This window comes from Amycolatopsis sp. NPDC004772 (assembly GCF_053601215.1).
The window spans coordinates 16,195-42,106 of record NZ_JBSGBK010000036.1 but is presented as its reverse complement, the minus strand read 5'-3'; the positions used below and the strand labels follow the sequence as shown (position 1 = coordinate 42,106).

Genomic DNA, 25,912 nt, shown 5'->3' with positions numbered 1-25,912 from the left:
CGTAGTGAATCGGGTCACAGTGGCTGGGTTGGGGTGGTGGCCAGGGGCTGGCCTTCGGGTGGCCAGTTCGGGGTTGGGTTTAGGTGCGGGTTGGGCGGCCGGGCCGGGCCGACTGGGCGGGGCCGGGCCGGGCGGGCTGGCCCGGGCGAGCTGGGCCGGATCGAGCGGGCGGGCTGGCCCGGGCGGGCTGGGCTGGATCGAGCGGGCGGGCTGGGCTGTTGGGTCGGTGTGGGCTGGGTGGCCCGCCGGGGCGAGCCGACCGGGGGCCGGCCCTGCCGCTTCTGCCCCACCTGCGGCCTTTGCTCAGGGCGTCTCCTCCTGTCCGAGGTCGATCATCTTGCGGCACCAGTCGCGGAGCATGCCGCGACTGAAGGGGCTCAGGACCAGCTGGCGGCGGCCCTCTCCTCGGTCGAGTGCGGCCAGGGCGAAGCGGCCCAGGTCGGTGTCGACCAGGACGAAACCGTGGTCGGGGAACTCCGCGCACAGGCCTCCGAAGGCCAACATGTCCAGGACCGCCGTTCCCGATCTCGGGCGGGCCAGGAGCTCTCGCATTGCTCCTATGTCGTCGTCTTGGCCGTCGTGGACCAGGCCGTCGTCGTCGACCGAGACCCAGATTGCTCTCGGGGAAGCACCGAACGGGACGTCCGGTAGCTCGGCCACCAGCATCTCCGGCAGTTCCTCGAAGTCGGCCAGGTGGATCGCCGTGCGGCCGGGGAGCGAGCCCATCATGAAGGCGCGCTCGCCGTCGGCGTAGCAGCGGATGTCCGCCGTCTCCGGGCCGTCGTCGAACACGCCGCACAGGGCCGCGCGGACTGAGCCGCGCAGCATCAGCGAGACCACCTCGAAGCCGATCTCGTTGAGCTCGCCGTTCGTGCCGAACGGGGTGCCGTCGATCCAGGCGGCCCACGCCATGTGGCGCTCGACCTCGGCCACCAGGTCCGCCGGGTCGTCCGACACCGGGCCGTGGACCAGGATGTCGTGGTCGCTGACGTCCGGGTTGTAGAGCCGATCGACCGGCTCGCGGTCCGGCATGGCCGCCAGCACCGGGCCGGCCGCCAGCTCGAGCAGCTCTCGGGCCGCTGTGCGCTCAGCCATGCCGCCGCCTCTCGCTTGCACGGGAACCGGGCCCGGCAGCTGGACCGGGTGGGCGGGCCGCGCTTGCCGAGCCACCCGAGCCGCTCGCGCCAGCCCGGCTACGTGGGCCGCCTGCGCAGGCCGAACTACCCGAGCCAGCCGGACCGCTCGCGCCAACCGGGCCGGCTGCGCCAGGCGAGCCGGGCGGGCCGGCCGAGCCGACCGGGCGACTCGCGCCACCAGCGCCTGCCGCGTGATCCGAGCCGGCCGGGTCGCTTGAGATGGGCGGGGTTGGCGCTGGGTCGACTGAGGGGCGTTGCTCTGGGATGCCGTTGTTCAGCTCGGCTGCCGCGAGGATTGCCTCTCGGACCGTCAGGTCTTTCGAGGCCGCCGCTACCACCCTGTCCACTCCCTCACCTGCCGTCTTTCGGACCTCCCTTTGCTCATGCATGGCTCTGCACCGCCTCGACGATCCACTGCTCCGCCGTTCTGCGCGAGGCTGGACCCCACGTCACCGTCCAGCGGCCGCTTCTGGCCACTGCTGCGCTGAACTGGTAGCGGCCCAGGTCGTTGTCCACCAGGCCGAACGCGCCGTGCGGGTATTCGGCCAGGATGGCGTTGCGCACCGCCAGGTCGACCAGGACCGTGCCCAGCCTCGGGCGGGCCGCGGACTGGCGGATCAGGTCGACCGCCCTCTCGCAGTGCCGCGGGATCAGGCCGCGCTCGTCCGTCTCGATGCGCACGTGCTCGCCCGGCCCTGGTGGGCGGTCGGGCAGGCCGTCGAACACCCAGCCCGGCAGCTCGCTGAGGAAGCCCGACCGCAGCCGCGCGCGGTTGCCCAGCTTGTGCAGGACCGTCGTGTAGTCCTCGTCGCCGAAGAAGCGGACCTCCCACGGCTTGGCCCGCGCCGGGAAGACGCCGGTGACCACGCCGCGGATGAAGCCGCCGCGCAGGGCCCGGTACAGGCCGACCGCCTCCGCCGTGACCTCGCCGCCCGGAGCGAGGCCGATCGCGGCCATCCCCGCCACGAAGCGCGTGTACTGCTCCACCTCGTCCGCGAGGCTCGACGCGGGTGCGGAGCGACGCCCCGGCAGCGGACCGGTGTCCGCCAGCACCGGCGGGATCTCGAACTCGGGGTCGTAGAACTCCATCACCGAGGGCCGCTCCGGCACCTCGGCCGACAGCGGGGCGATGACCTCGTCGATGACGTCGAAGACGGCGACTGCGTTGCTCACCCCTCGATTGAACACCCTGGCACCGACAATTTCTCGCACATATGTTCGAGATGGTGACATCGGTCGGTGAGCGGTCGGCGAGCGGCTCAGCCATGCTCCGGAACCCGCCCTTCGACGAGCTCGGCGAGCCTCTCCACGGTCCCGGGCAGCCACCAGAGCCGGCGGTGGCCACCCCTGGGTCTCTCCAAGGCCGCCAGGTGCCGGCCGCGGTCGTCGTCGACGAACGCGAGCATCTCCCACTGCGGCGGTGAGCCGTCGCGGTGGATGTCGAACTGGACGGTGCCACGCCGGGTCCGCCGGAGGTCGTCCATCAAATCGAGGACGAGACACTCCTGCTCGGGTTCGAGCACCCCGCGCTCGTCAGCGTCGAGGTACAGGCCCTCACCCGGCGCCGGCGGCAACGGCGGCAGGCGCGTCAACGCCAGCCGCAGCAGCTTCGCGACGCCGCCCGGCGAGGGCCCGGACAGGCTCAACCCGTCCCCGGCGATGCCGAACGCGGTCCGATCGTCGAAGAACGCCGACGTCCACGGCTCCTCGGACATCGCGACGGCCACGCCGCAGACGCCGCCGCTGCCCGGGAACTCGGGCAGCGCCTCCATCAGGTCCAGGGCGGTGGAACTACCGGCGGCCGCCGCCCGGACCGGCTTCAGGATCTTGGTGGTCACCGTGTGCACGGTGCGTGGTGTGCTGGTCACGCGTTCAGGAAACCCGGGACCACCGACAATTTCCCGAACATCCGTTCGAGGTGTCACCTGAAGGTGTGACGCCGAGGGCCTCCCCACAGGAGGAGGCCCTCGGGTCTCACTTGGCCTTCGTCGCGGTCGAGCTCGAGCGCTTGGCCGTGGTCGCCTTCTTGGTCGTGCCCGCCTTGACCGTCTTCGCCGTCGTCGAAGCCGGCTTGCGCGCGGGCGCCTTCCGCTTCGGCGCCGGACCCTTGGCCCGCTTCTCCGCCAGCAGCTCGGCCGCCCGTTCCGCGGTCAGCGACTCGATTTCGTCGCCCTTCCGCAACGTCGCGTTGTACTCGCCATCGGTCACGTACGGGCCGAACCGGCCATCCTTGACCACCATCGGCTTGCCCGACACCGGGTCGTCGCCGAGCTCCTTGAGCGGCGGCTTCGCGGTGGCGGACCGCCCACGCTGCTTCGGCTCCGAGTAGATCTTCAGCGCCTCTTCGAGCGTGATCGAGAAGAGCTGGTCCTCGGTCGAGAGCGACCGCGAGTCCGTGCCCTTCTTCAGGTACGGCCCGTAGCGGCCGTTCTGCGCCGTGATCTCGTCACCGGACTCCGGGTCCTTGCCGACCACGCGCGGCAGCGAGAGCAGCTTCAGCGCGTCGTCCAGCGTGATGTTCTCGATGTCCATCGACTTGAACAGCGAGCCCGTGCGCGGCTTCGGCGCCTTCGCTTTCAGCGCCTTCTTCTGCGCGGCCGTGGCGTCCTCGGGAATCTCGATCTCCGGCAGCACCTCGGTCACGTACGGCCCGAAGCGGCCTTCCTTCGCGACGATGTCGTGCCCGCTCACCGGGTCGGTGCCCAGCGTGCGGCCTTCTTGCGGGGTCGCGAACAGCTTCTCCGCGATCTCCTGCGAGAGCTCGTCCGGCGGCAGGTCCTCGGGCAGGTTCGCACGCTGCGACTCGCCGTTGACCTCGCGCTCGAGGTACGGCCCGTAGCGCCCGACGCGGACCACGACCGTGTGACCGTCGGCGTCGCTGAACAGCGGGATCGAGTTGATCTCGCGCGCGTCGATGTCCTCGACGCTGCCCTCGACCAGCTTCTTCAGCCCACCCAGGCGGCCGATCGAGCCGTCGACACCCATGTCGCCGCCGAAGTAGAACTTCGACAGCCACTGCGCGCGCTGCTCGTCACCGGCCGCGATGCGGTCGAGCTCGTCCTCCATGCCGGCGGTGAAGTCGTAGTCGACCAGCCGCTCGAAGTGCCGTTCCATCAGGCCGATCACGGCGAACGCGACCCACGACGGGACGAGCGCGGAGCCCTTCTTCCAGACGTAGCCGCGATCCTGGATCGTCTTGATGATCGACGCGTACGTCGACGGGCGGCCGATGCCCAGCTCTTCCAGCTTGCTGACCAGGCTCGGCTCCGAGTACCGCGCCGGCGGCGAGGTGGTGTGGCCGTCCGGGTTCAGCTCGGACGCCGTCAGCGCCTGGTCCTTCTCCAGCACCGGCAGGCGGCTCTGCTTGTCGTCGGCTTCGCCACCGGTCTCGGTGTCGACCGCTTCGACGTACGCCTTCAGGAAGCCCGCGAAGGTGATCGTGCGGCCCGAAGCGGCGAAGGTGCACTCCTCGCCCGAGGTCGCGTTGCCGACGATGCGCACGGACATCGTGGTGCCCTTGGCGTCCGCCATCTGCGACGCGATCGTGCGCTGCCAGATCATCTCGTAGAGCCGGAACTCGTCGGTGTCCAGCTCGCCCGCGACCTGCCCCGGCGTGCGGAAGACCTCGCCCGACGGCCGGATCGCCTCGTGGGCCTCCTGCGCGTTCTTGACCTTGCGCGTGTACTGGCGCGGCGTCGGCGAGACGTACTCCTTGCCGTACAGCTGCGTGGCCTGGCTGCGCGCGGCCGAGATCGCCGACTCCGACAGCGTCGTGGAGTCGGTACGCATATAGGTGATGTAGCCGTTCTCGTACAGCTTCTGCGCGATCCGCATGGTGCGCTCGGAGGTGAACCGCATCTTGCGGCCGGCCTCCTGCTGCAGCGTCGACGTCATGAAGGGCGCGTACGGCTTGCGCGTGTACGGCTTCTCTTCGACGCTCGCGACCTTGAAGTCACGCTGCTTCAGCGCTTCGGCCAGGCGCCGTGCGTCGGCCTCTGCCAGCACGCGGACCTCGGTGTTCGACGCCTTGAGCTGCCCGTCCGAGCCGAAGTCGCGGCCCGTGGCCAGGCGCGCGCCGTCGACGGCGACCAGCCGCGCCGGGAAGTTCCGCGGCGAAGCCTCTTCACCGGCGTCCATGGTCGCCGAGATGTCCCAGTACGACGCCGAGGTGAAGCGCATCCGCTCGCGTTCGCGCTCGACCACGATCCGGGTCGCCACCGACTGCACGCGGCCCGCCGACAGCTTCGGCATGACCTTCTTCCACAGCACCGGCGAGACCTCGTAGCCGTAGAGGCGGTCGAGGATGCGGCGGGTCTCCTGCGCGTCGACGAGGTCGGCGTCCAGCTCTCGGGTCGAGTCGGCGGCCGCGCGGATGGCCTGCTCGGTGACCTCGTGGAAGACCATCCGGCGGACCGGGACCTTCGGCTTGAGCGTCTCGAGGAGGTGCCACGCGATGGCCTCGCCCTCGCGGTCGGGGTCCGTGGCGAGGTAGAGCTCGTCGACGTCCTTCAGCAGGCCCTTGAGCTCGGTGACCTTGGACTTCTTGTCCGGGGTCACCACGTAGAGGGCCTTGAAGCCGTTGTCGACGTCGACGCCGAGCCGCGCCCACGCCTCGCCCTTGTACTGGGCGGGGACGTCGGCGGCACCGCGCGGCAGGTCGCGGATGTGCCCGACGGAGGACTCGACGACGTATCCGCCGCCGAGGTAGGGCGCGATCTTGCGGGCCTTCGTCGGCGACTCGACGATGACCAGCCGCCGGTGCCCGGCGCCGTTGCCCGCCGCGGCTCCGTTCTTCTTGGTCCGTGCTCCTGCCACGCTGTCCTGCTCTCCGCTCATCTCGTCCCGCCGCCGCGGGACTGCACCACGTCCCTGCCAGGGCCCGTGTCTCGACCTGCCAGTGTGCACGCTGTTCCCGGCCGGACGGCGCGGAGGTGGCCCAACACGCCGCCGGTCCTGTGCCCAGCGCATCGCCGCTGACCTCGACGATGTTTCCCCAAGTTACCTGCCACGTGATTTCGGCCACGTCCCGCGCAGCCTAGCGCGTGACCGTCCGGATACCCTCCGTTCGACGGTGGTGGGCGCGGGGATGTCACCGCTTCACTGGTTTCCCCGTCCAGCCGAAAGGACCCGCCATGACCCGACGCCTGCTCGGCGCCCTGTTCACCGCCGCGACCGCCACAGTATTGCTGGGGGTCACACCGGCGAACGCGGCCGCGGCGAACTTCGCCGGCACCGTGGCCCTGTCCAACTGCTCGGGATCGGTGGTCAAGCCCGCCGCGACGCCCGACACCGCGCCCGCGCTCGTGATGTCCAACGGGCACTGCCTCGAAACCGGTTTCCCGGCGCCGGGCCAGGTGATCACCAACCGCACCTCCAGCCGGACGTTCACGCTGCTCAGCGCCAGCGGCAGCAACAAGGCGACGCTCCGGGCCAAGAAGATCGTCTACGGCACGATGACCGACACCGACGTGTCGCTCTACCAGCTCACCACCACCTACGCGCAGATCAAGGCGAGCTACGGGATCTCGCCGCTGGAACTGTCGAACGCGCACCCGTCGGCCGGCGCCGCGATCGACGTCGTCTCGGGGTACTGGAAGCGCATCTACTCCTGCAACATCGACGGTTTCGTCTACCGGTTGAAGGAGGGCAGCTGGACCTGGAAGGACTCGATCCGCTACACGTCCGCCTGCCAGACCATCGGCGGGACCTCCGGTTCGCCGATCGTCTCCGGCGGCAAGGTCGTCGGCGTGAACAACACCGGCAACGAAGACGGCCAGCGCTGCACGGACAACAACCCGTGCGAGGTCGACCAGGCCGGGAACGTCACCGTGCACTACAAGACGAACTACGGCCAGGAGACCTACGGCATTCCCGCGTGCCTGACCCCGGCCAACGAAATCGCGCTCACCCAGGCCGGCTGCACGCTGCCCCGGCCCTGACGCGGCTCCCGCACCCGGTCAGGCCGTGCTCGTCACGGCCTCCGGGTGCGGGACCGGTTGCGGGGCCGCGCCCGGCCACGCCGCTTCGGCGCCGGGCGGCGGCTCCCCGATCAGCTCCAGCAGCGCCTCCAGCCGGCGTTTCCCGGTGACTTTGACGGCCGGGACGTCGGCCTTCGGACCGGTGAGCTTCGCCGCGACGCCCAACGGCGTCAGCGCTTCGACCAGCCGCTCGTGCATGCCGGGCGCGAGCGGGTCGACGCCCAGCAGGTAACCCTGCGTGCCGGGACGGCCGCCGGCCAGCGCCCACATCCGCAGCATCGCGCCGCTCAGCCGGAACCCGTCCGGCACCGCCTTGCCCGAGTCGTCCTCGACCGGGCCCGCGCAGCCCTCACGCAGCCACCGCAGCGCCAGCGGCAGCAGGTCGACCCGGAAGGACGTGCGGACCTGCGGACGGCCGCAGTCGGCCTTCGAGACCTGGGCGTCCGCACCACGGCAGCGGAACTCGCCGGCCAGGACGTGGGCCCGCCACGGCTCTTCGACGACCACCGACAGCCGGGCGGCGGTGCGCCCGAAGCCGGTGATCTGGCCGTGGCAGCACAACAGTCCGGCCAGGTCGCCCAGGCCCGGCCCGCTGGCCTCGGCGGAGAAGAGCGAGATCGTCCGATCCACCGCGCCATACTAGAACACAAGTTCGATTCGCGGGAGGTCTCGCGCGGATCTTCAGCCGGCAGGCTGATCCAGCCGGCGGCAGGCCGGAGTGCGCTGTTCCGCCGCGGCGAGGGCGGGGACGTCCTTGAGGCCCTTGAGGTAGTCGAGCGCGTCGATGCGGTCGAGCGTCGCCCTGGCCTGGCCGAGGGCCTCCTTCGTCGCCGCGGCGTTCCCGCGGGCCGCTTCGATGCGCTGCCGCGCGTTCTCGGCGTCCACGCGGATCGCGGTGAACTGCCCGATGACGTCCTGGCGCCCGCCGTCCGCCGACGGCAGCGGCGGCGCTCCGAGCGCGTTCAGTCCGGCCAGGCTCTGGTCGAGCCCGTCGACGACCGAGGCGAGCAGGTCACTGGACGTCCGGGACGCCTTCTGCGGCGTACTGGGGTCGACGGCCGGCAGCGACGCGAGCGCGCCGACCAGGTGCGTCACCGCGTCGCAGTAGCCGCTCGCCCAGCTCGCCACCGGATCGGGCCGGGGCGACGGCGTCATCACCGGAACGTCCTGGTCGCGCGGCGGCGCCTGCACTTCGGCGGGCTGCCCGCACCCGGCGAGACCGATGGCGATCGTCGTGGTGAGAGCGGCGAAAACGGTCGTCCGCTGCCGCACTCGCGTACCTCCTGCCCGACGACGTCCCGGCAGGCCCGACGGTACCGACTCGGTGGTGCTTCGCAAGTCGCCGGGCCTTTCTGGGACGGGCAGGCCCCGGGCCCGGTGCGCGTCGCGGCGCACCGGGCCCGGGGTCACCCTGGAACTCAGGCCTTGATTTCGGCCGGGGTGTCGGAAATGACGGTGCCCCGCCGCTTCGACACCACGATCGCCGCCACGATCACGGCGACCGCGACGAGCGAGATGATGATGCGGACGGCGGCGTTCTCGTCGGGACCGATCGAGAACTGCACGACGGCGGGCGCGATCAGCACGGAGACCAGGTTCATCACCTTGATCAGCGGGTTGATCGCCGGGCCGGCGGTGTCCTTGAACGGGTCACCCACGGTGTCACCGATGATGGTGGCCTCGTGCGACGACGAGCCCTTGCCACCGTGGTTGCCGTCCTCGACCAGCTTCTTCGCGTTGTCCCACGCGCCACCGGAGTTGGCGAGGAAGATCGCCATCAGGGTGCCGCAGGCGATCGCGCCGGCCAGGTAGCCGGCGAGCGCGCCGGTGCCCAGACCGAAGCCGACCGCGATCGGGGCGAAGACCGCCAGCAGACCCGGCGTCGTCAGCTCGCGCAGCGAGTCGCGCGTGACGATGTCGACGACCTTGCCGTACTCGGGACGGGTGGTGCCCTCCATGATCCCCGGGATGTCGCGGAACTGGCGGCGCACCTCGAAGACGACCGCGCCGGCCGCGCGGGAGACCGCGTTGACGGCGAGACCGGAGAAGAGGAACACCACAGCGGCACCGATGATCACGCCGACCAGCGTGTTCGGGCTGACGATCTCGTTGACGAACGACTTCGCCGCGTCGAGCCCGGTGACCACGCCGGTGCCCATGCCCGACAGCGTCTTCGTGATCGCGTCCGAGTAGGACCCGAACAGCGCCGTCGCCGCGAGGACCGCCGTGGCGATCGCGATGCCCTTGGTGATCGCCTTGGTGGTGTTGCCGACCGCGTCGAGCTCGGTGAGGATCTGCGCGGCCTTTTCGTCGACGTCACCGGACATCTCGGCGATGCCCTGCGCGTTGTCCGAAACCGGGCCGAAGGTGTCCATCGCGACGATGACGCCGACGGTGGTCAGCAGGCCGGTGCCGGCCAGCGCCACGGCGAACAGCGCGATGCCGCCGCCCAGCAGGTAGGCGCCGAAGACGGCGGCGCCGATCACGAGGGCGGTGTACACAGCGGACTCGAAGCCGACCGAGATGCCGGACAGGATGACCGTCGCCGGGCCGGTTTCCGAGGTGCGGCCGACGTCCTTGACCGGCTTGTACTCGGTGCCGGTGTAGTAGCCGGTCAGCTTCAGGATGACCGCGGCGAGCACGATGCCGATGATCACCGCAATGGTCGCGATGACCGCCGGGTTGCCGGTGCCCTCGAAGCCCGGGCCGAAGTCGGAGAAGCTGCTCGGCAGGTACACGAACGCCGCGATCGCCGACAGCACCGCGGAAATCACCGCGGAGATGTAGAAGGAGCGGTTGATCGTGACCAGGCCGCCTTCGCCCGCGCGCGCCTTGGTGATGTAGACACCGATGACGGCGGTGATCACGCCGATGGCCGGCACGATCAGCGGGAAGATCAGGCCGTGCACGCCGAAGGCGGTGCTGCCCAGGATCAGCGCGGCAACCAGCATGACGGCGTAGGACTCGAAGAGGTCCGCGGCCATGCCGGCGCAGTCACCGACGTTGTCGCCCACGTTGTCCGCGATGGTCGCGGCGTTGCGGGGGTCGTCCTCCGGGATGCCCTGCTCGACCTTGCCGACCAGGTCCGCGCCGACGTCGGCGGCCTTGGTGAAGATACCGCCGCCGACACGCATGAACATCGCGATCAGGGCGGCGCCGAAGCCGAAGCCCTCGAGCACCTTGGGCGCCTGGCCGGTGTAGACCAGCACGACGACCGCGGCACCGAAGAGGCCGAGGCCGACGGTGATCATGCCGACCACGCCGCCGGTGCGGAACGCGACGCGCATCGCCTTCTCGCGGCCGCCTTCCTCACGCGACGCGGCCGCGACGCGCAGGTTGGCCTGCGTCGCCAGCCACATGCCGAGGTAGCCGATCGCGAACGAGAAACCCGCACCGACCAGGAAGAAGATCGAACGGCCGATCTTCTCGTTCCAGTCGTCGGCGGGAAGGATGAAGAGCAGGAGGAACACGATCACGCCGAAGATGGCGAGGGTGTTCCGCTGCCGCTTGAGGTACGCGGCCGCGCCTTCCTGCACCGCCTTGGCGATGTCCTGCATCTTGGCGGTGCCCTGGCCTGCGGCCAGCACCTCCTTGAGCAGGACGTAGCCGATGACGAGTGCGGCAAGCGCGACCACGGCGACTACACCGACAATCGTGTAGCCACCTCCGGAGAGCGCGAGATTTCCGCCGCCCTCCGCGAGGAACTGCCGTGACATTCGTCCTCCATGAGACGTCGCCGTGCGCCAGCGTCGACGGCAAGCCGAGGGTTCGACACGGCCGGCGCTGGCATGGACCCTGTACCGAGCGACACGCTAGCCGGGCAGCAATGCACGTCTCACATGACGCTCACCACAGAGGGTGTGGATTGCGGGAGTGTATTGGTATCGCAACCAGCGTCTTCACGCCGTCCCGGTGACGGTACATTCCGTTACCTTGTGAGCCTCCTCACTTGATCGATCACCCTTTCGCCGATCCGTTGGCGCAGCTGGGGATGCCAGAACTGTCGTACCCCTGTGCCAAGCTCGGCGGGTGGACGAATCACGTGGGCAGCGGCTGCTGAGGCGGGTGACCGCCGGCATCCCGTCGCGCGAGCACCCGGTCACGCACGTCGCGGACCTGCCGGGTCGCGCCGCGCGCTACGCAGAGTGGCCGTCGTGGACGGATCCGGCGGTCGTCGCTGCGCTGCGTGACTGCGGTGTCTCGGCGCCCTGGGCACACCAGGCGGAGGCGGCGGCGCACGCGTACGAGGGCCGGCACGTCGTGATTTCGACCGGAACGGCGTCGGGGAAGTCGCTCGCCTACCAGCTGCCGGTGCTGTCCCGGCTGGCCGCGGGCGAGAAGGCGAACGCGCTGTACCTGTCGCCGACGAAGGCGCTGGGCGCGGACCAGCTGCGTTCGGTGTCCTCTTTGGACGTGCCGGGGGTGCGGGCGGCGTCGTTCGACGGGGACACGCCGATGGCCGAGCGCGACTGGGTGCGCGCGCACGCGAACTGGGTGTTCACCAACCCGGACATGCTGCACCGCGGCATCCTCTCGGCGCACGGCCGGTGGGCCACGTTCTTCCGGCGGCTCAGCTGCGTGGTCGTCGACGAGTGCCACAGCTATCGCGGCGTCTTCGGCTCGCACGTCGCCCTGCTGCTTCGCCGGCTTCGGCGGGTGGCCGAGCACTACGGCGCTTCGCCGGTCTTCGTGCTCGCTTCGGCGACGACGGCTTCGCCGGCTTCGTTCGCTTCGCGGCTGACGGGCGTGTCTTGTGTCGCCGTGACGGAGGACGCTTCGCCGCGCGGCGCCCGCACGGTCGCGTTGTGGGAGCCGCCGCTGCTGGAGGAGCTGACCGGGGAGAACGGGGCGCCGGTCCGGCGTTCGGCCGGGGCGGAGACGTCGCGGATCCTCGCCGACCTGGTGCTGGAAGGCGCGCGATCGCTGGCGTTCATCCGGTCGCGGCGGGGCGCGGAGCTGGCAGCGCTGGGCGCGCGCCGCATTCTGTCCGAAGTGGACCCGGTGTTGTCGGAAACCGTTGCGGCGTACCGGTCTGGTTACCTGCCGGAAGAACGTCGCGCGTTGGAAGCGGCGCTGCTGTCGGGCCGGCTGCTGGGCGTCGCGACGACGAACGCGCTGGAGCTCGGCGTCGACATCGCGGGCCTGGACGCGGTGGTGCTGGCCGGCTACCCGGGCAAACTCGCGTCGTTCTGGCAGCAGGCCGGCCGGGCGGGTCGCTCCGGCGATTCGGCGCTGGTGGTGTTCGTCGCGCGGGACGATCCGCTCGACACCTACCTGGTGCACCACCCGGACGCGCTGCTTTCGCGGCCGGTGGAGACGGCGGTGCTCGACCCCGCGAACCCGTACGTGCTGGCGCCGCAGCTCGCGTGCGCCGTCGCCGAGCTGCCGTTGACGCTGCCCGAGCTGGAGGTCTTCGGCGGCGCGGCGGCCCAGGAGGTGCTGGCCGAGCTGGCGGAGCAGAAGCTGGTGCGGCGCCGGTCGAGCGGCTGGTACTGGACTTCGCGGGACCGGCCGCACGCCGAGGTCGGCATCCGCGGCACCGGCGGGGAGCAGATCGCGGTGGTCGAGTCGGACTCGGGCCGGATGCTCGGGACGGTCGACCCGGGGTCGGCCTGCTTCGCCGTGCACCCCGGCGCGGTGTACCTGCACCAGGGGTCGTCGTACGTCGTCGACGAGCTGGACCTGGACCAGGGGCTGGCGCTGGTCCACGCGGAGAACCCGGACTGGACGACGACACCGCGCGAGATCGTGGACATCTCGGTGCTGGGCACGCAGGAAAAGCAGGACTTCGGCGGGGTGAGCGTCTGCCTCGGCGAGGTGGCCGTGACGTCGCAGGTGGTCGGGTACCTGCGACGACGGCCGTCCGGGGAGGTCCTGGACCACACGCCGCTCGATCTGCCGGAGCAGAGCCTGCGGACCCGTGCGGTCTGGTACACGGTGTCGTCTTCGCTGCTCGGTTCCGGGGACTCGGCTGATTCTGCTGGTTCGGATGGTTCGGATGGCGAGGTGGGGACCGGGGGCCATCGGGTGGGGACCGAATCTGCGGGGCCGGTGGGGACCGGGGAGGAGACCCAGGCGAACGGTCGGGGGCCCGTTCGCGAGGGTGGCAGGACACCGGGGGGTGCCGGATTGGTTCCGGCACGGGTCCCCGGTGCCCTGCATGCCGCCGAGCACGCGGCGATCGGCCTGCTACCGCTGTTCGCTACGTGCGACCGGTGGGACATCGGCGGGGTGAGTACCGCGTGGCACGAAGACACCGGGGAGGCGACGGTGTTCGTGCATGACGGGCATCCCGGGGGTGCGGGATTTGCCGAACGCGGTTATGCCGCGATTGTCCCGTGGCTGGCCGCAACGCGGGAGGCGATCGTCTCCTGCGAGTGCCCGACGGGATGCCCGTCCTGCGTTCAGTCGCCGAAGTGCGGGAACGGCAACGAACCGCTGGACAAGGCGGGGGCAGTGGCTGTGCTGGGCACCGTGCTCGGGGCGTTGCGTCAACACGGTGCCTAGAACGGCCACTTGGTGGTCCATGGAATTGTGTCCTGCTCCGCCTCGGCCGGGCTGGGACCGGCCGGCGGCGGTGGTCCGGTTGTCAGGCCGCGGTGGTCTGGACCAGCTGCGGGGCTTCGGCGCCGGCCAGCGCACGGACGAGCACGTCGTGCACCTCGGCGGCGTCCGGCAGCTGCCAGCCGCAGACCTCGGGCTTGACGCGCCAGTGCACGACACCGTGCTGGAACGGCGACGGCGGCAGCGGGATGTAGCTGTCCTTGCCGTGCCACTGGATCCCGGCGCGCGACGCCAGCTCGGCCGGCACGTGGTCGGCGACGGTGGTGAGGAAGAGCCAGCGGCCGTTCGGCAGCGCGATGATCGGCGCGGGGTGGCCGATGGCGCGGAGGAGGCGGCAGGCGCGCTTGCCGATCTCGTCGTCGACCTCGAGGGCGTCGAGCACGGTGCCGGTGGCGACGAGCAGGCTGTGGGTGCGGTCGGAGAACCAGGTGGCGACCTCGTGGGCGTGGGTGCCGATCTGCTCACGCCAGGCGTCGATGGCCGGAACCGGACGGCGCCAGGTGAGGTCGTCGCCACCGGTGAGCGGGGCGGGGTCGACACCCGGGAGCACCGGCCAGCCGCGCCAAGCGAGGCCGATCGCCTCCGCCCGCAGTTCGATGCGGAAGGCACCGCGCCAGCTGTCCGGCCAATTCGCGTCCAACATCAGTGTTTCCTGCCTTCAAGTTCCGGTTCTCCGCGACCCCGTGGTGTCGCACATCTCACTTAACGGCAAGTTGCACATTGCCCGGAACCCCCGCGCGACAACCGGTGGTTACGAGGCGATGAACGCCCAGTGATCCGTACGGCCCGACCGAACCCCCGGGCCCGGATGGACGGCGAACGGCGACCGCAAACGGACCGTTCGTCGTGGCAAACCCCGGGATCCGAGGGCTTCCGGCCGCTCGTCCGGCGCGGTGGAGACTCTGCTTCGGCCCAGGTGAGCAGCCGATTCGACCGCTCGCCGTGCACCAACGACCGCTGCCCGTGACAATCAGCCGCTCATCGCCCGCCCACGCGGATCAGCCGGTCACCGCCCCATACCGACCGGTCGGCGTCCGCCGGGCGGCTCGGGTTGGCTGGGGTTGCGCTGTCGTCGAGGTGCGACGGGTCTGAGGGTGGATGCCTCGGTGACCGGGCTCCCAGGTCTCGCGGGTGTCCCGGACGGGCGACGGGCATCACCCGTACGCGACAGCTGTCGCGGGTGCGCGACGGGGTGTCGCGGATGCGCGACGGGTAGCGCCGAGCGCGGCAGGTCTCGCGGGTGCGGGACGGGGTGTCGCGGGTCCGCGAGTGATGCCGCGGACGGGCGACAGGCATCGCCGAGCGCGGCAGGTGTCGCAGATGCGCGACGGGGTGTCGCGGGTCCGCGACGGATGTCGCGGACGGGCGAAGGGTGCGGCACGTGCGCAACGGCGGGCTGCGTGCGTCAGCTCCCCCCGGGTGGCGGATGGAGCGTGCCGCCGAGGCCTCGCGTCCCGTGCCGCCGAGGCCCCGCGTCGGTTCAGCCTCGCGCGAGGCGGAAGGCATGCCCGCTCGCTAGTCGGGCTCAGCCGTTGGGCGGGCGGCTGGGCTCTGCCGCCGAGGCTGCGCGTCGGTTCGTCCGCGCGCGAGGCTGGGCGCTTGCCGCTGGGATCAGCTGTGGGGTGGGCGGATGGGCGTGCTGCCGAGGTTGTCCCCCGAGATTGCCGGGGCTGGGGGTGCTGGTTCGGCCGCTGGGCCTGCGCGAGCGTGGGCGGAAGGTCTCGGCAGGCCCGCGATCGCCGGGGTGCTTGCCTCGACCTCGACCAGTGCGTCGAGCTGTTGCCAGCGGCAGGTCCGGAGCGTCACTCTCATGCGGTCGGCCACCCATCTTGCTCGTTCGCATGCGCGGACCGGGCCTTCGCTCGCGTGGGAGGCCGCCGCCAGGGCGCCCAGGTCGGCCGCTGACTCCGCTCGGTGGCGTGCCGTCACCGTCGCCCCCAGCCACAACACCAGCGTTGCCACGACCGTCAGGGCCGCCACCGCCATGGCCGTCCAGATGGTGGCCGCTCCTCTGTCGGGGGCCTGGTTGTCAGCCATTCGTCACCTCCGTGCCCGGCTCGGCCACCGCGTAGGCCGTTGCGTCGAGGTGGATGTCCGGGAGGAGGCCGGCCGCCGGGTGGGCCGTCACCTTGGCCGTTATTTCTTCGCCGATTTGCTCGAACGCCAAGTCCGCGCCTGGTGGGCCGATCCGGTGGACCGCGGCCGTTGCCTCCTGCGGCTGGCCTCTGGCCAGCAGGCGCGCTGCCTCGCGGGCCGCGTCCGTGCAGCGCAGCTGGCTTGTCAGCACCGCCAGGGCCGCGACCAGCAGGACCGTCACCACCGTCAGGCCGGCCAAGCCGAGTGCTGCCTCCACCGTCACCGAGCCTTCGTCCTTGTGCCTCATGACGGCACCGCCAGGGCCTTCATGACCAGGTTCGTCAGCCACGAGACGACCGAGTCCCCGGTGAGCAAGGAATAGAGGACGGCGGCGAAGGCCGCGACGGCGACCGTGACGATGGCGTACTCGACCGTCGTGGAACCGTCGTCCGAGCGGAAGCGGCGGCGGAACGCGCGCATGGGGATTCCCTTCGTATGGGTTTGTGGTCAGAACAGCGGGCCGAGCCGTCCCGCGAGGCCGAGGACGACCGGCAGCACGCCCAGGCAGAAGAAGGCCGGCAGGAAACACAGACCGACCGGCAGGGCCAGCGCCACCCCGGCCTTCTCGGCGCGCTCCTCGGCTTCGGTGGCCAGCTCGTCGCGGAACCGTCCGGCGAGGTCGCCGGCCGCCGTGGCGAAGGCCGCGCCCGACCGGGACGTCCGGATCGCCGTGGCCGCCAGCTCGCCGAGGCCCGGGACGGCCCGCACCGGCGCCCACGCCTCGTCCGGCCGGGAGCCGAGGGCGAGCAGGCCGGCCGTCGAGCTCAGCGCCGCCCTCGCCGCCGCGGGCGCCGCGCCGGCCACGGCCTCCAGTGCCGAAGGCACCGGCAGCCCGGCGCGCAGGCACGCGGCGAGGAGGTCGAGCGTTCCCGCCAGCCGCAGCTTGGCGGCGATGTCGACGGCCGGTGATCGTGGCCGCCGGGTGCGGCGGATCGCCCACCATCCGGTGGCCGTCACGATCGTGCCTGCCACCACTCCGGCGACCCCGCCGACCAGCACCGCTGTCGAGACTCCGCCCACTGCCGCCGCAATGGGCGGTAGCGCGCGGTGGCTCTTGCGGACGGGCTTCGGGCCGTCGGTCAGCCGGGCGAAGCGCCGCGCGATGGTGTCGTCCGGCCAGCTCAGCAGGGCACCGGCGAAGAAGAGGAGCGCGATCGCGGTCATTGGATCCGCACCCGTCCGGTCAGGGCCCGGCACCAGGCCGTACCTGCCCAGAGCAGCGCGCACCCGGCGACCAGCAGCACCTGGCCCGGGGTGCTGCCGGTCAGCACGGGCAGCGGCGCCGCGCCCATGGCCTCCCCCAGCAGCACGCACAGGACCGGCAGCCCGGTGAGTACCGCCGCGCTCGCGCGGGGCCCGGCGAGCTTGGCGCGCATCCGGCGGGCGAACGCCACACCTGCCTCGGCGTCGCGGCGGGCCGCGTCGAGGACGTCGGCCATCGGGAGGCCGTGGCGTTTGCCCAGCTTCCAGGCCGCGGCCACGTGCGGCAGCGCTGGTGCGTGCAACTCGGTGTCGAGCCGGGCCGCCGTCGCGAGGGCTCGGAGGTCTCCCACCAGCGCCGGGACCACGTCCGCGGCGGCTTCTGCCGCCGTGACCGGGTGGGCGCCGGCACGGAGCTCGGCCACCATCGTCCGCAACGCGGTCGCGGTGTGCGTCGCCATCGCCAGGTCCGCGGTGGCCCGGCGGTGGGCTCGCCACTCCTGGCTCCACGCCAGCGTCAGCACGCCGGCGGCGATCGCGCCGCCCGCTCCCGCCAGCAAGCCGGCGAGGGCGGCCGGCAGCAGCCAGCGGACGGCGCGCCACCCGTGGAGCTTCCGAAGGGTGGCCGTCGGCTCGATCATGACCTGGAACCGGTTCGGCGCCGCGGGCCAGCAGGCGAGGGCCGCTCCCACGCACAGCGGGAGCCACGGGGTGATCATCGCCGCCTCCTTCGGTTGCGCGGGAAAGCGTTCAGCAGCAAGGAAATCCGCACCAGCAGGAGACTCAGCACGCGATCGCCCCCGACGTCGGGAAGAGGTGCCGATCGACCGTCCACCGGCCCGCGCGCCACACCGGGACGACCCGCGCCCGGCCGTGTTCGGCGCGGAGGACACCGACCTCGGCGAGGCGACGGCGGCCACCCGGTTCGCGCCGCATGTGCAGCACCACGCGGATCGCGGCGACGAGCTGGCTGTGCACGGCGTCGCGGCCGAGGCCACCGAGCGCCGCCAGCGCCTCGATGCGGGCGGGCACCTCCGCCGGGGAGTTGGCGTGGATGGTGCAGGCGCCGCCGTCGTGGCCGGTGTTGAGCGCGGTGAGCAGGGCGCCGACTTCGGCGCCGCGGACCTCGCCGACCACGAGCCGGTCGGGGCGCATGCGCAGCGCCTGGCGCACGAGCTCGGGCAGGCCGACCGCGCCCGCACCCTCCACATTGGGCGGACGGGCGACGAGGCTGACGAACTGCGGGTGCGCGGGCTGCAGCTCGCCGGCGTCCTCGACGCAGACGATGCGTTCGCCCGGTTCGACGGCGCCGAGCAGTGCGGCCAGGAGGGTGGTTTTGCCCGCGCCCGTGCCGCCGGTGACGAGGAACGCCGCGCGCCTCGAGACGACGTTGCGGAGCAGCTTGGCGCCGGCGTCGTCGAACGCGCCGAGTTCGCCCAGGGTGGTGAGGTCGTGCGTCGCCGGGCGCAGGACGCGGAGGGACAGGCAGGTGCCGCCGGCCGCGATCGGTGGGAGGACGGCGTGCACGCGGATGCGGCCGTGGGGGCCGGTGCCGGGGAGCCAGCCGTCGACGTAGGGCTGTGCGTCGTCGAGACGGCGTCCGGCCGCGAGGGCGAGGCGCTGGGCCAAGCGGCGGACGGATTCTTCGCCTTTGAAGCGGATGCCGGTGCGGGTGAGGCCTTGTGGGCCGTCGGTCCAGACCTCGGCGGGGCCGGTGACGAGCACGTCGGTGGTCGCCGGGTCGTCGAGAAGCGGGGCGAGCGGGCCGGCGCCGACGAACTCGTCACGGGCCTGGCGGGCCGCGTCGAGCACGGCGTCGTGGCCGAGGGCGCCGCCCGCTTCGGCGCGGACGGCGGTCGCGACGGCGACCGGATCGGCTCGGCGGCGGTCGCCCGCGAGGCGGTTGCGGACGCGGTCCACGAAGTCGGTGGTCATGGGGTTGCCCGTCTTGGTCGGTTCGTGGGTTGCGGGATGGCCGGTGGGTGGTCGCGTGCTGCGGTGACGCGGGTGCCGGGCGGTGGGTCGACGCGCGGGCCGGGGCACGGCGGTGCCGCGGGGTGATCGCCACGCGATGCGGTGACGCGAGTGCCGGGCCGTGGGTCGGCGCGCGGAGCAGGGCACGGTGGTGCCGCAGGGCGGCCGCCACCCGATGCGGTGACATGGGTACCGGACGGTGGGTCGGCGCGCGGAGCGGGGCACGGCGGTGCCGCGGGGTGATCGCCACGCGATGCGGTGACGCGAGTGCCGGGCGGTGGGTCGGTGCGCGGGCCGGGGCGCGGCGGTGCCGCGGGGTGATCGCCGCGCGATGCGGTGACACGGGTGCCGGGCCGTGGGTCGGCGCGCGGAGCGGGGCGCGGTGGTGCCGCAGGGTGGCTGCCGCGCGATGCGGTGACGCGGGTGTCTGGCGACAGGCGTGAGGGAGCCGGAGGCTCCGGCTTGGGCTGCAGCAGTGCCGAGAACGCTTCCGCGCTTGCTGGGGCTCGGGTCAGAAGGTTGATGATCGTTGGCAGCAACAGCTCCGACACCCTCGTCGGGGCGGTTGTGGGGCGGAGGCCGGCCGCGGTGAAGGTCATCGGCTGGCCGCCTGGGCTTCTCGGCGGGCTGTCTGGAGGATTTGTGCTGCCGTTGTCGCCAGTGGGCCTCTTGGCTTCGTCGGGAACTCCGCGCGCTCCACTGCTCCCCAGAGGTTGCGCTCCGGGGGCATTGAGGCCATCAGGGGTGGGCCGATCAAGGTTTCCGTGTTCACGGACGGGTCCTTCGAGTGTCCACATGCCACGATCCCGATGCGGGCCGTCAGTTTCGACAGGCGGCCCAGGACCTTCTTCGCCGCCAGGCAGGCCCGGAATTCCATCGGCACCATCAGCAGGACCAGGTCGGCTCTCAGCGCCACCTCCTCGGCCGCCTCGTCGAGGCTGCGCGGGAGGTCGCATACCACCGTCCGGCCCGCGCGGCGGCCTGCGGTCAGGATCGCCGACAACGACTCGACGTCCGGGCCCTTGCCTTCGGGGCCGGACGCGAGCACCGGGAGGCTGCTGCCTCGATGGCTTCGCTGGGGGAGAGCCGCCGCCAGTGAGGAGACCGAGGCCCGGCCGCTCAGCTGGACGTCCGGCCAGCGTGTTCCGGGCGTCTTTTCCAAGCCGAGCAACACATCCAGGCCGCCGCTGAGCGGGTCGCAGTCCAGCAGCAACGCGCCTCCCGGGTCACGGGCGGCCGTGAGGGCCAGGGTTGCCGCGAACACCGACGCGCCCGCACCGCCTCGGCCGCCGACCACGCCGAGGACCAGGCCGGGTTGCTCCGCCGGTGTCTCGACGACGTCGGCGAACGCGCCGGCCAGCGCGGTTTCCTCTTCGGGCAACGAGATCACCCGCTCCACGCCGCCGCGGAACGCGTGCTCCCACGTCTCCGGGCCCGGGCTGCCCTTGCAGACCAGCAGGACCCCGCCGCGCGGGGGCAGGGCCGGTGGGTGCCGCACGGCTTCTTCGTCGAGGACCACCAGCGGCGCTCGGGCCCAGCGCCCGCTCGCCGCTGTCAGGTCCGGTGCGCTGTCGAGCTCGCAGCCCGCGACCGCGGCCACCCGCAGTATTTCGTCGAGCACGGTTTCGTCCGCGGCGATCACCAGCGGTCGTTCCCCCGTCATGCGTTCCTCCCCCGTCGTCGGTGCGGGCCGTGGGTGGCCCGGGTTCCACCGTCGCGGGCGGGGGTGGGGCGGCACAACGGGTCGGGCGGGCGGCTGTGGACAAGTGGGGTGTTGTGGACAACTGCCGCCCGTGCGCCCCGTTCGAACCGGTTCCGTGGGCGGGGCGTGGCAGGATCGACGCAGCTGCGGTGGAAATGGGCACGGACATCCGCACGCGAAGATTCCGTGCGCTTCGCGATCCATGATTCACAAGGAGCTGAGAAATGCCGAAGGTAAGCGGAAGGCAAAAAGGTCTCGGCGCAGAATGCGGAATCCCAGCCGGAAAAGGCAATCGGGAGGTAAGAGGGCGGCCCCCGCCAGGGGGGAGGGACGGGGGCCGCCGTGGGTTCAGCCCCGGGGGGTCGGACTGAACCGGCCCGGTTGGACACCGGGCTCCCTCACTGTAACTCCGCCCGGCGCCGGTTCGCGCATCGGATGAGGCACACAGTTCGATAACGGCACAGCGCGCCCGAAGTGCCTGCCTGTCATGGATTTTCCGCCCGGCGCGACGCGCGCGTGGTGGATCAACGGGACGCCCCGCGATCAAGCTCCTATCCTGGGCGGGTGGCCGAACCGAGCAGCGCGCCGTCGCGCATCTGGAAGCCGGGCCCGGAGCACGCGGTGGCCGCGTTCTTCGACCTGGACAAGACGATCATCGCTTCTTCGAGCGCGCTGGCGTTCAGCAAGCCCCTCCTCAAAGAAGGGTTGATCAACCGTCGCGCGGCGTTGCGAAGCGCATACGCGCAGCTCGTCTTCTCCCTCGCGGGCGCCGACGAGAACAAAACCGAGCGGCTGCGCGCCGAAGTTTCCGCGCTGTGCGCCGGCTGGGACGTCGCCCAGGTTTCGGCGATCGTGCGCGAGACGCTGCACGACGTCGTCGACCCGCTCGTGTACGCGGAGGCAGCCGAACTGATCGCGCGTCACCGCGAAGACGGACACGACGTGATCGTGCTGTCGGCGACCGGCGAAGAGGTCGTCGCGCCGGTGGCGGAGATGCTCGGCGCGACCCGGAGCGTGGCCACGCGGATGCAGATCGTCGACGGCCGCTACTCCGGCGAAGTCGACTTCTACTGCTACGGCGCCAACAAGGCCGTCGCCGCGAAGCAGCTCGCCGCTACGTACGGCTACGACCTCGCCGAGTGCTTCGCCTACACCGACTCGAGCACCGACATCCCGCTGCTTGAGGTCGTCGGGCACCCGCACGCGGTCAACCCGGACAAGCTCCTGCGGCGGGAGGCCCTCGAGCGCGGCTGGCCGATCCTGGCCTTCGACCGGCCGATGTCGCTGCGCACCCGGATCCCGACGCGATCGGCCGGAATGGTGGCCCTCGGCGTCGGCGCGGTGGCCGCCGGAGCGACCTGGTATGGCCTCAACCGTCGCCGTCGGTCGCGCTAGCCGGACACCCGCCACCCACACGGCCGTACGGCCTCCACTTTGCTTGGCCCAGCCCCGAATTGTCCGTCGCGGAGGGTGCCCATGTCACCCGATCCAGCCTCTGTACCGGTGCACCCGTCCGCGCACTTGAAGTGACCGGGCTCACGGCGTAGAAAGTAGGTGCGGACGTTCGGTCGGCCAGGGAACAGGTAGAAGAGAAGCCTGTTCCACCCCGGCAAACCTCCGTGCGCGGACTCCGGGTACCCACGCGCAGCGCGCCGCGGGAGGCTCGTCGTCTAGGGACTGCGTAGTGGGACGCCACACGCCGAGTCCATGTAGGTACGACCAGAGTTGCACGCTTGGTCGCCCGAGAAGTTCGCGCTTTGCAGGCGGCGCCCGTGGCTTCGGCTACGGGTGCCGCCTCGTCTATTTGGGGGGTCAAGCGGCGCGGAGACGTGCGGCCCGGGGCATCACGCGTGATTGGGGGATCGACACGCGGGGTTGGGGACGGGACTCCCGTGATTGGGGCCGGATCTCGCGTGACTGGGGCCGGATCTCGCGTGACTGGGGCCGGGACTCGTGTGACTGGGGGCGGGACTCGGGGGTGCAGGTTGCGGAGGGGGACTTTGCTACCGATCCGGGTACGACTGGCGCGTTCGCGCGGTCGGCCGATGGACATCGCCGGATTCGGTGAGTAGCTTCCCGATACTGGCGCCTCCGAGTGGACTTCTCACGTCCGACGGCGCCCGCTACTTTCTGGGAGGCTGAGTCGTGACGTCCCGAAATCGGAGGTTCCATGCGCTCGCCCTGCCCGTCGTGGGGGTGCTCGCCTTCACCGGTGTGGGTGTTGCGACCGCGGCGAGTGCACCGAGCGTGAGCGTGGACGCGCAGGCCGAGGCCGCGGCGACGCAGGCCCTGCGCGGGCTGACGCTCGAGCAGAAGGTCGGGCAGCTGTTCGTCACCTGGGTGAACGGCAAGACCGCCGACGAGGTCAACCCGAAGAACCAGGCCGACTTCGGCGTCGACACCGCCGCGCAGGTCGTCGCGAAGTACCACCTCGGCGGGGTTATCTACTTCAACAACGACTCGCGCGACAACTTCGACGACCCCGTGCAAGTCGCGAAGCTGTCCAACGGGCTCCAGAAGGCCGCCGTCACGAGCGGGGCGCACATCCCGCTGCAGATCGCCGCCGACCAGGAAGGCGGCACCGTCACGCGGATGGGTGCACCGGCCACCGAGTTCCCGAACGCCATGGCCATCTCCGCCGGGCGGGACACGAAGCGCGCGACGCAGGCCGCCACCATCCTCGGCCGGGAACTGCGGGCCGTCGGCATCAACCAGGACTTCGCGCCCGATTCGGACGTCAACTCCAACCCCGTCAACCCGGTCATCGGCGTCCGGTCCTTCTCCGGGCAGCCCGGCCTGGCCAGCGACTTCGTCACGGCCGAGGTCAAGGGCTTCGAGCAGTCCGTCGCGGCGACGGCCAAGCACTTCCCCGGGCACGGCGCCGCGCCGACCGACAGCCACACCGGGCTGCCGCGGATCGACAGCACCGAGGCGCAGTGGCGGGCCACCGACGTGCCGCCGTTCAAGGCCGCCATCAAGGCCGGCATCGACTCGATCATGACCGCGCACATCCAGTTCCCCAGCCTCGACCCGTCGCTCGAACCCGCGACGCTGTCGAAGCCGATCGTCACCGGGAAGCTGCGCGGCGAACTCGGCTACGACGGCGTCGTCATCACCGACTCGCTCGAAATGCAGGGCGTGCGCGAGATGCACAGCGACGCCGAGATCCCCGTCCTCGCCTTGAAGGCCGGCGTCGACCAGCTGCTCATGCCGGTGCACCTCGACGTCGCCATCAACGCGGTCCTCGCCGCGGTGAAGTCCGGTGACATCCCGATGCGGCGGATCGACCAGAGCGTGCTGCGCGTGCTGAAGCTCAAGTTCAAGAGCGGCATCCTGTTCTCGCCGTTCGTTGACCCGAACCGGGTGATGAAGACCGTCGGCACGCCGTCGAACCTCGCGACCGCCCAGGACATCGCCGATCGCGGCATCACGGCCGTCGCGAACGACGCCGGTCTCCTGCCCCTGAAGCAGAAGCCCGCGACCGCGCTCGTCACCGGCTGGGGCGTCTCCACGACGACGACCCTCGCGCAGAAGCTGACCGCCCACGGCACAGCCGCGACGGCCTACCAGACCGGCCAGACGCCGACGGACGCCCAGGTCGCGCAGGCCGTCGCCAAGGCGCAGACCGCCGACCTCGTCGTCGTGCTGACGAACAACATCGCCACCTACCCCCTGCAGACCAAGCTGCTCGACGCCCTCCAGGCCACCGGGAAGCCGGTCGTCGCGGTCGCCGCGCAGATCCCGTACGACGCCGGCTACCCGAGCGCGGTGAAGACGTGGCTGGCCACCTACGGCTACATCGGGCCGACCCTGGAGGCGCTGGCCAAGGTCGTCCTCGGTGAGACGAAACCGGTCGGGAAGCTGCCGGTCGACATCCCGGCGGGCGCCGACGTGCAGACCGTGAAGTACCCCTTCGGCCACGGGCTGACCTGGTGAACCTCAACCGGCGGCACTTCCTCGGCGCGAGCGCGCTCGCCGTCCCCGTGCTGGCGGGCGGCTCGGCCGTGGCCGGAGCCCAACCCGAAGCGGCGGAGACGGCCGGCCGGGTCCTCACCGGCGCGGAGCAGCTGGCCACGCAGGGCTGGCGCTCCCTCAAGGGCCGCAAGCTGGGCGTGCTGTCGAACCCGACCGGCGTCCTGCTGGACGGCGACCACATCGTCGACTCGATGGTCGCCGCCGGCGTGAAACCGGTGGCGGCCTTCGGCCCGGAACACGGCTTCCGCGGCAGCGCGCAGGCAGGCGGCTCCGAAGGCGACTACACCGACCCTCGCACCGGCGTCCCGGTCTACGACGCGTACGGCGTCGACGCGACGAAGCTCGCTTCGCTGTTCACCAAGGCGGGCGTCGACACGGTCGTCTTCGACATCGCCGACGTCGGCGCGCGCTTCTACACCTACATCTGGTCGCTCTACACGGCGATGGTGGCCGCGGCGCAGGTCAAAGCCGCATTCGTCGTGCTCGACCGGCCGAACCCGCTCGGCGGCCGCGCGGCCGGGCCGGTGCTCGACCCGAAGTTCGCCTCGGGGATCGGGCGGCAGCCGATCGCGCAGCAGCACGGCATGACCGTCGGCGAGCTCGCCCGCTTCTTCGCCGGGGAGTTCCTGCCGGGCGCAGAGCTGAAGCTCGACGTCGTCCAGGTCCGCGGCTGGCAGCGCGACACGCCCTTCGACCGGACCGGGCTGAACTGGGTGCTGCCAAGCCCGAACATGCCGACGCCGGACACCGCGCTCGTCTACCCGGGCACCGGGATGTTCGAGGGCACCGTGTTCTCCGAGGGCCGCGGCACGACCCGGCCGTTCGAGATCATCGGCGCGCCCGGGCTCGACTGGCGCTGGCGCGAGAAACTCGAAGACGAGCAGCTGCCCGGAGCGAAGTTCCGCGAGACCTACTTCGTCCCGACGTTCAGCAAGTTCGTCAACCAGACGTGCGGCGGCGTGCAGCTGTCCGTCAGCGACCCACGTGCCTTCGACGCGATCCGGACCGCGGTCGCCATGCTCGTCACGGCGAAGGCCCTGCACCCGGACGTGTTCGCCTGGCGGCCCGACAACTACATCGACAAGCTGTCCGGCTCCGACCGGCTCCGGACCATGATCGACGCCGGCGCGGGGGTCGACGAGGTCACCGGCGCCTGGCGGGCCGAGCTGGCCGGGTTCGACCGGAGACGCCGCCACTACCTGCTGTACCGCTGAGGGGGAGACTCGTGCGTGCTAGGAAGGTGCTCG

General features: G+C 71.5%; 20 protein-coding genes. 5 read left to right on the top strand and 15 right to left on the bottom strand.

Annotation, left to right across the window (positions count from 1 at the left end; translation table 11 throughout):
• Positions 1–303 precede the first annotated feature (303 nt).
• The 4 genes from ACWEF6_RS22290 to topA all read right to left on the bottom strand — a co-directional run bounded on the left by ACWEF6_RS22290 (position 304) and on the right by topA (position 5,972).
• Positions 304–1,095: a hypothetical protein gene (locus tag ACWEF6_RS22290; RefSeq protein WP_449684710.1), complete on the bottom strand. Its 792-nt coding sequence runs from the start codon at positions 1,093–1,095 to the stop codon at positions 304–306.
• A 422-nt stretch (positions 1,096–1,517) separates the two neighbouring features.
• Positions 1,518–2,309: an ESX secretion-associated protein EspG gene (locus tag ACWEF6_RS22285; RefSeq protein ID WP_449684709.1), complete on the bottom strand. Its 792-nt coding sequence runs from the start codon at positions 2,307–2,309 to the stop codon at positions 1,518–1,520.
• 86 nt (positions 2,310–2,395) lie between these two features.
• Positions 2,396–2,974, bottom strand: coding sequence for a hypothetical protein (locus tag ACWEF6_RS22280; protein ID WP_449684708.1), 579 nt, complete (start codon positions 2,972–2,974; stop codon positions 2,396–2,398).
• Positions 2,975–3,110: 136 nt separating this feature from the next.
• A complete protein-coding gene (topA, locus tag ACWEF6_RS22275; protein WP_449684707.1) occupies positions 3,111–5,972 on the bottom strand; it encodes a type I DNA topoisomerase in 2,862 nt (953 codons plus the stop codon).
• A gap of 296 nt (positions 5,973–6,268) precedes the next feature.
• Here topA and ACWEF6_RS22270 point away from each other — a divergent pair, with 296 nt between their 5' ends.
• Entirely contained in the window at positions 6,269–7,075 is an 807-nt protein-coding gene (locus tag ACWEF6_RS22270; RefSeq protein WP_449684706.1) for a S1 family peptidase, read from the top strand.
• 18 nt (positions 7,076–7,093) lie between these two features.
• On the opposite strand, the gene ACWEF6_RS22265 is transcribed toward ACWEF6_RS22270, so the two are convergent.
• From ACWEF6_RS22265 to ACWEF6_RS22255, 3 genes are all read right to left on the bottom strand, one after another.
• Positions 7,094–7,744: a hypothetical protein gene (locus ACWEF6_RS22265; RefSeq protein WP_310969141.1), complete on the bottom strand. Its 651-nt coding sequence runs from the start codon at positions 7,742–7,744 to the stop codon at positions 7,094–7,096.
• 51 nt (positions 7,745–7,795) lie between these two features.
• Entirely contained in the window at positions 7,796–8,386 is a 591-nt protein-coding gene (locus tag ACWEF6_RS22260; RefSeq protein WP_449684705.1) for a hypothetical protein, read from the bottom strand.
• Positions 8,387–8,532: 146 nt separating this feature from the next.
• Positions 8,533–10,830, bottom strand: a complete 2,298-nt coding sequence (locus ACWEF6_RS22255) for a sodium-translocating pyrophosphatase (protein ID WP_449684704.1) — start codon at positions 10,828–10,830, stop codon at positions 8,533–8,535.
• Positions 10,831–11,179: 349 nt separating this feature from the next.
• Here ACWEF6_RS22255 and ACWEF6_RS22250 point away from each other — a divergent pair, with 349 nt between their 5' ends.
• A complete protein-coding gene (locus tag ACWEF6_RS22250) occupies positions 11,180–13,621 on the top strand; it encodes a DEAD/DEAH box helicase (RefSeq protein ID WP_449684738.1) in 2,442 nt (813 codons plus the stop codon).
• 82 nt (positions 13,622–13,703) lie between these two features.
• Here ACWEF6_RS22250 and ACWEF6_RS22245 read toward each other — a convergent pair whose 3' ends face one another.
• The 8 genes from ACWEF6_RS22245 to ssd all read right to left on the bottom strand — a co-directional run bounded on the left by ACWEF6_RS22245 (position 13,704) and on the right by ssd (position 20,651).
• Positions 13,704–14,321: a bifunctional DNA primase/polymerase gene (locus ACWEF6_RS22245; protein WP_449684703.1), complete on the bottom strand. Its 618-nt coding sequence runs from the start codon at positions 14,319–14,321 to the stop codon at positions 13,704–13,706.
• Positions 14,322–15,289: 968 nt separating this feature from the next.
• Entirely contained in the window at positions 15,290–15,715 is a 426-nt protein-coding gene (locus tag ACWEF6_RS22240; protein WP_449684702.1) for an Rv3654c family TadE-like protein, read from the bottom strand.
• Positions 15,708–16,037, bottom strand: coding sequence for a TadE family type IV pilus minor pilin (locus ACWEF6_RS22235; protein WP_449684737.1), 330 nt, complete (start codon positions 16,035–16,037; stop codon positions 15,708–15,710). Before ACWEF6_RS22235 ends, ACWEF6_RS22240 begins: the two co-directional genes overlap by 8 nt.
• A gap of 20 nt (positions 16,038–16,057) precedes the next feature.
• Positions 16,058–16,234 (bottom strand): DUF4244 domain-containing protein, encoded by a 177-nt coding sequence (locus tag ACWEF6_RS22230; protein ID WP_310969148.1) that lies wholly within the window; start codon positions 16,232–16,234, stop codon positions 16,058–16,060.
• 27 nt (positions 16,235–16,261) lie between these two features.
• Complete coding sequence (locus ACWEF6_RS22225; protein ID WP_449684701.1) at positions 16,262–16,978, bottom strand: type II secretion system F family protein; 717 nt, start codon at positions 16,976–16,978, stop codon at positions 16,262–16,264.
• On the bottom strand, positions 16,975–17,733 hold the full coding sequence (locus ACWEF6_RS22220) for a type II secretion system F family protein (protein WP_449684700.1): 759 nt from the start codon (positions 17,731–17,733) through the stop codon (positions 16,975–16,977). The genes ACWEF6_RS22225 and ACWEF6_RS22220 overlap by 4 nt, the downstream gene beginning before the upstream one ends.
• A 64-nt stretch (positions 17,734–17,797) precedes the next feature.
• Positions 17,798–18,949, bottom strand: coding sequence for a TadA family conjugal transfer-associated ATPase (locus ACWEF6_RS22215; RefSeq protein WP_449684699.1), 1,152 nt, complete (start codon positions 18,947–18,949; stop codon positions 17,798–17,800).
• A gap of 634 nt (positions 18,950–19,583) precedes the next feature.
• Complete coding sequence (ssd, locus tag ACWEF6_RS22210; protein ID WP_449684698.1) at positions 19,584–20,651, bottom strand: septum site-determining protein Ssd; 1,068 nt, start codon at positions 20,649–20,651, stop codon at positions 19,584–19,586.
• Between the two features lie 603 nt (positions 20,652–21,254).
• On the opposite strand from ssd, the gene ACWEF6_RS22205 reads away from it, so the two are divergent.
• The 3 genes from ACWEF6_RS22205 to ACWEF6_RS22195 all read left to right on the top strand — a co-directional run bounded on the left by ACWEF6_RS22205 (position 21,255) and on the right by ACWEF6_RS22195 (position 25,879).
• On the top strand, positions 21,255–22,085 hold the full coding sequence (locus ACWEF6_RS22205) for an HAD family hydrolase (protein ID WP_449684697.1): 831 nt from the start codon (positions 21,255–21,257) through the stop codon (positions 22,083–22,085).
• A gap of 801 nt (positions 22,086–22,886) precedes the next feature.
• The gene (locus tag ACWEF6_RS22200) at positions 22,887–24,626 is read left to right on the top strand and encodes a glycoside hydrolase family 3 protein (RefSeq protein ID WP_449684736.1); all 1,740 of its coding nucleotides are present in this window, start codon (positions 22,887–22,889) and stop codon (positions 24,624–24,626) included.
• On the top strand, positions 24,623–25,879 hold the full coding sequence (locus ACWEF6_RS22195) for an exo-beta-N-acetylmuramidase NamZ family protein (RefSeq protein WP_449684696.1): 1,257 nt from the start codon (positions 24,623–24,625) through the stop codon (positions 25,877–25,879). The genes ACWEF6_RS22200 and ACWEF6_RS22195 overlap by 4 nt, the downstream gene beginning before the upstream one ends.
• The last annotated feature ends 33 nt before the right edge of the window (positions 25,880–25,912 follow it).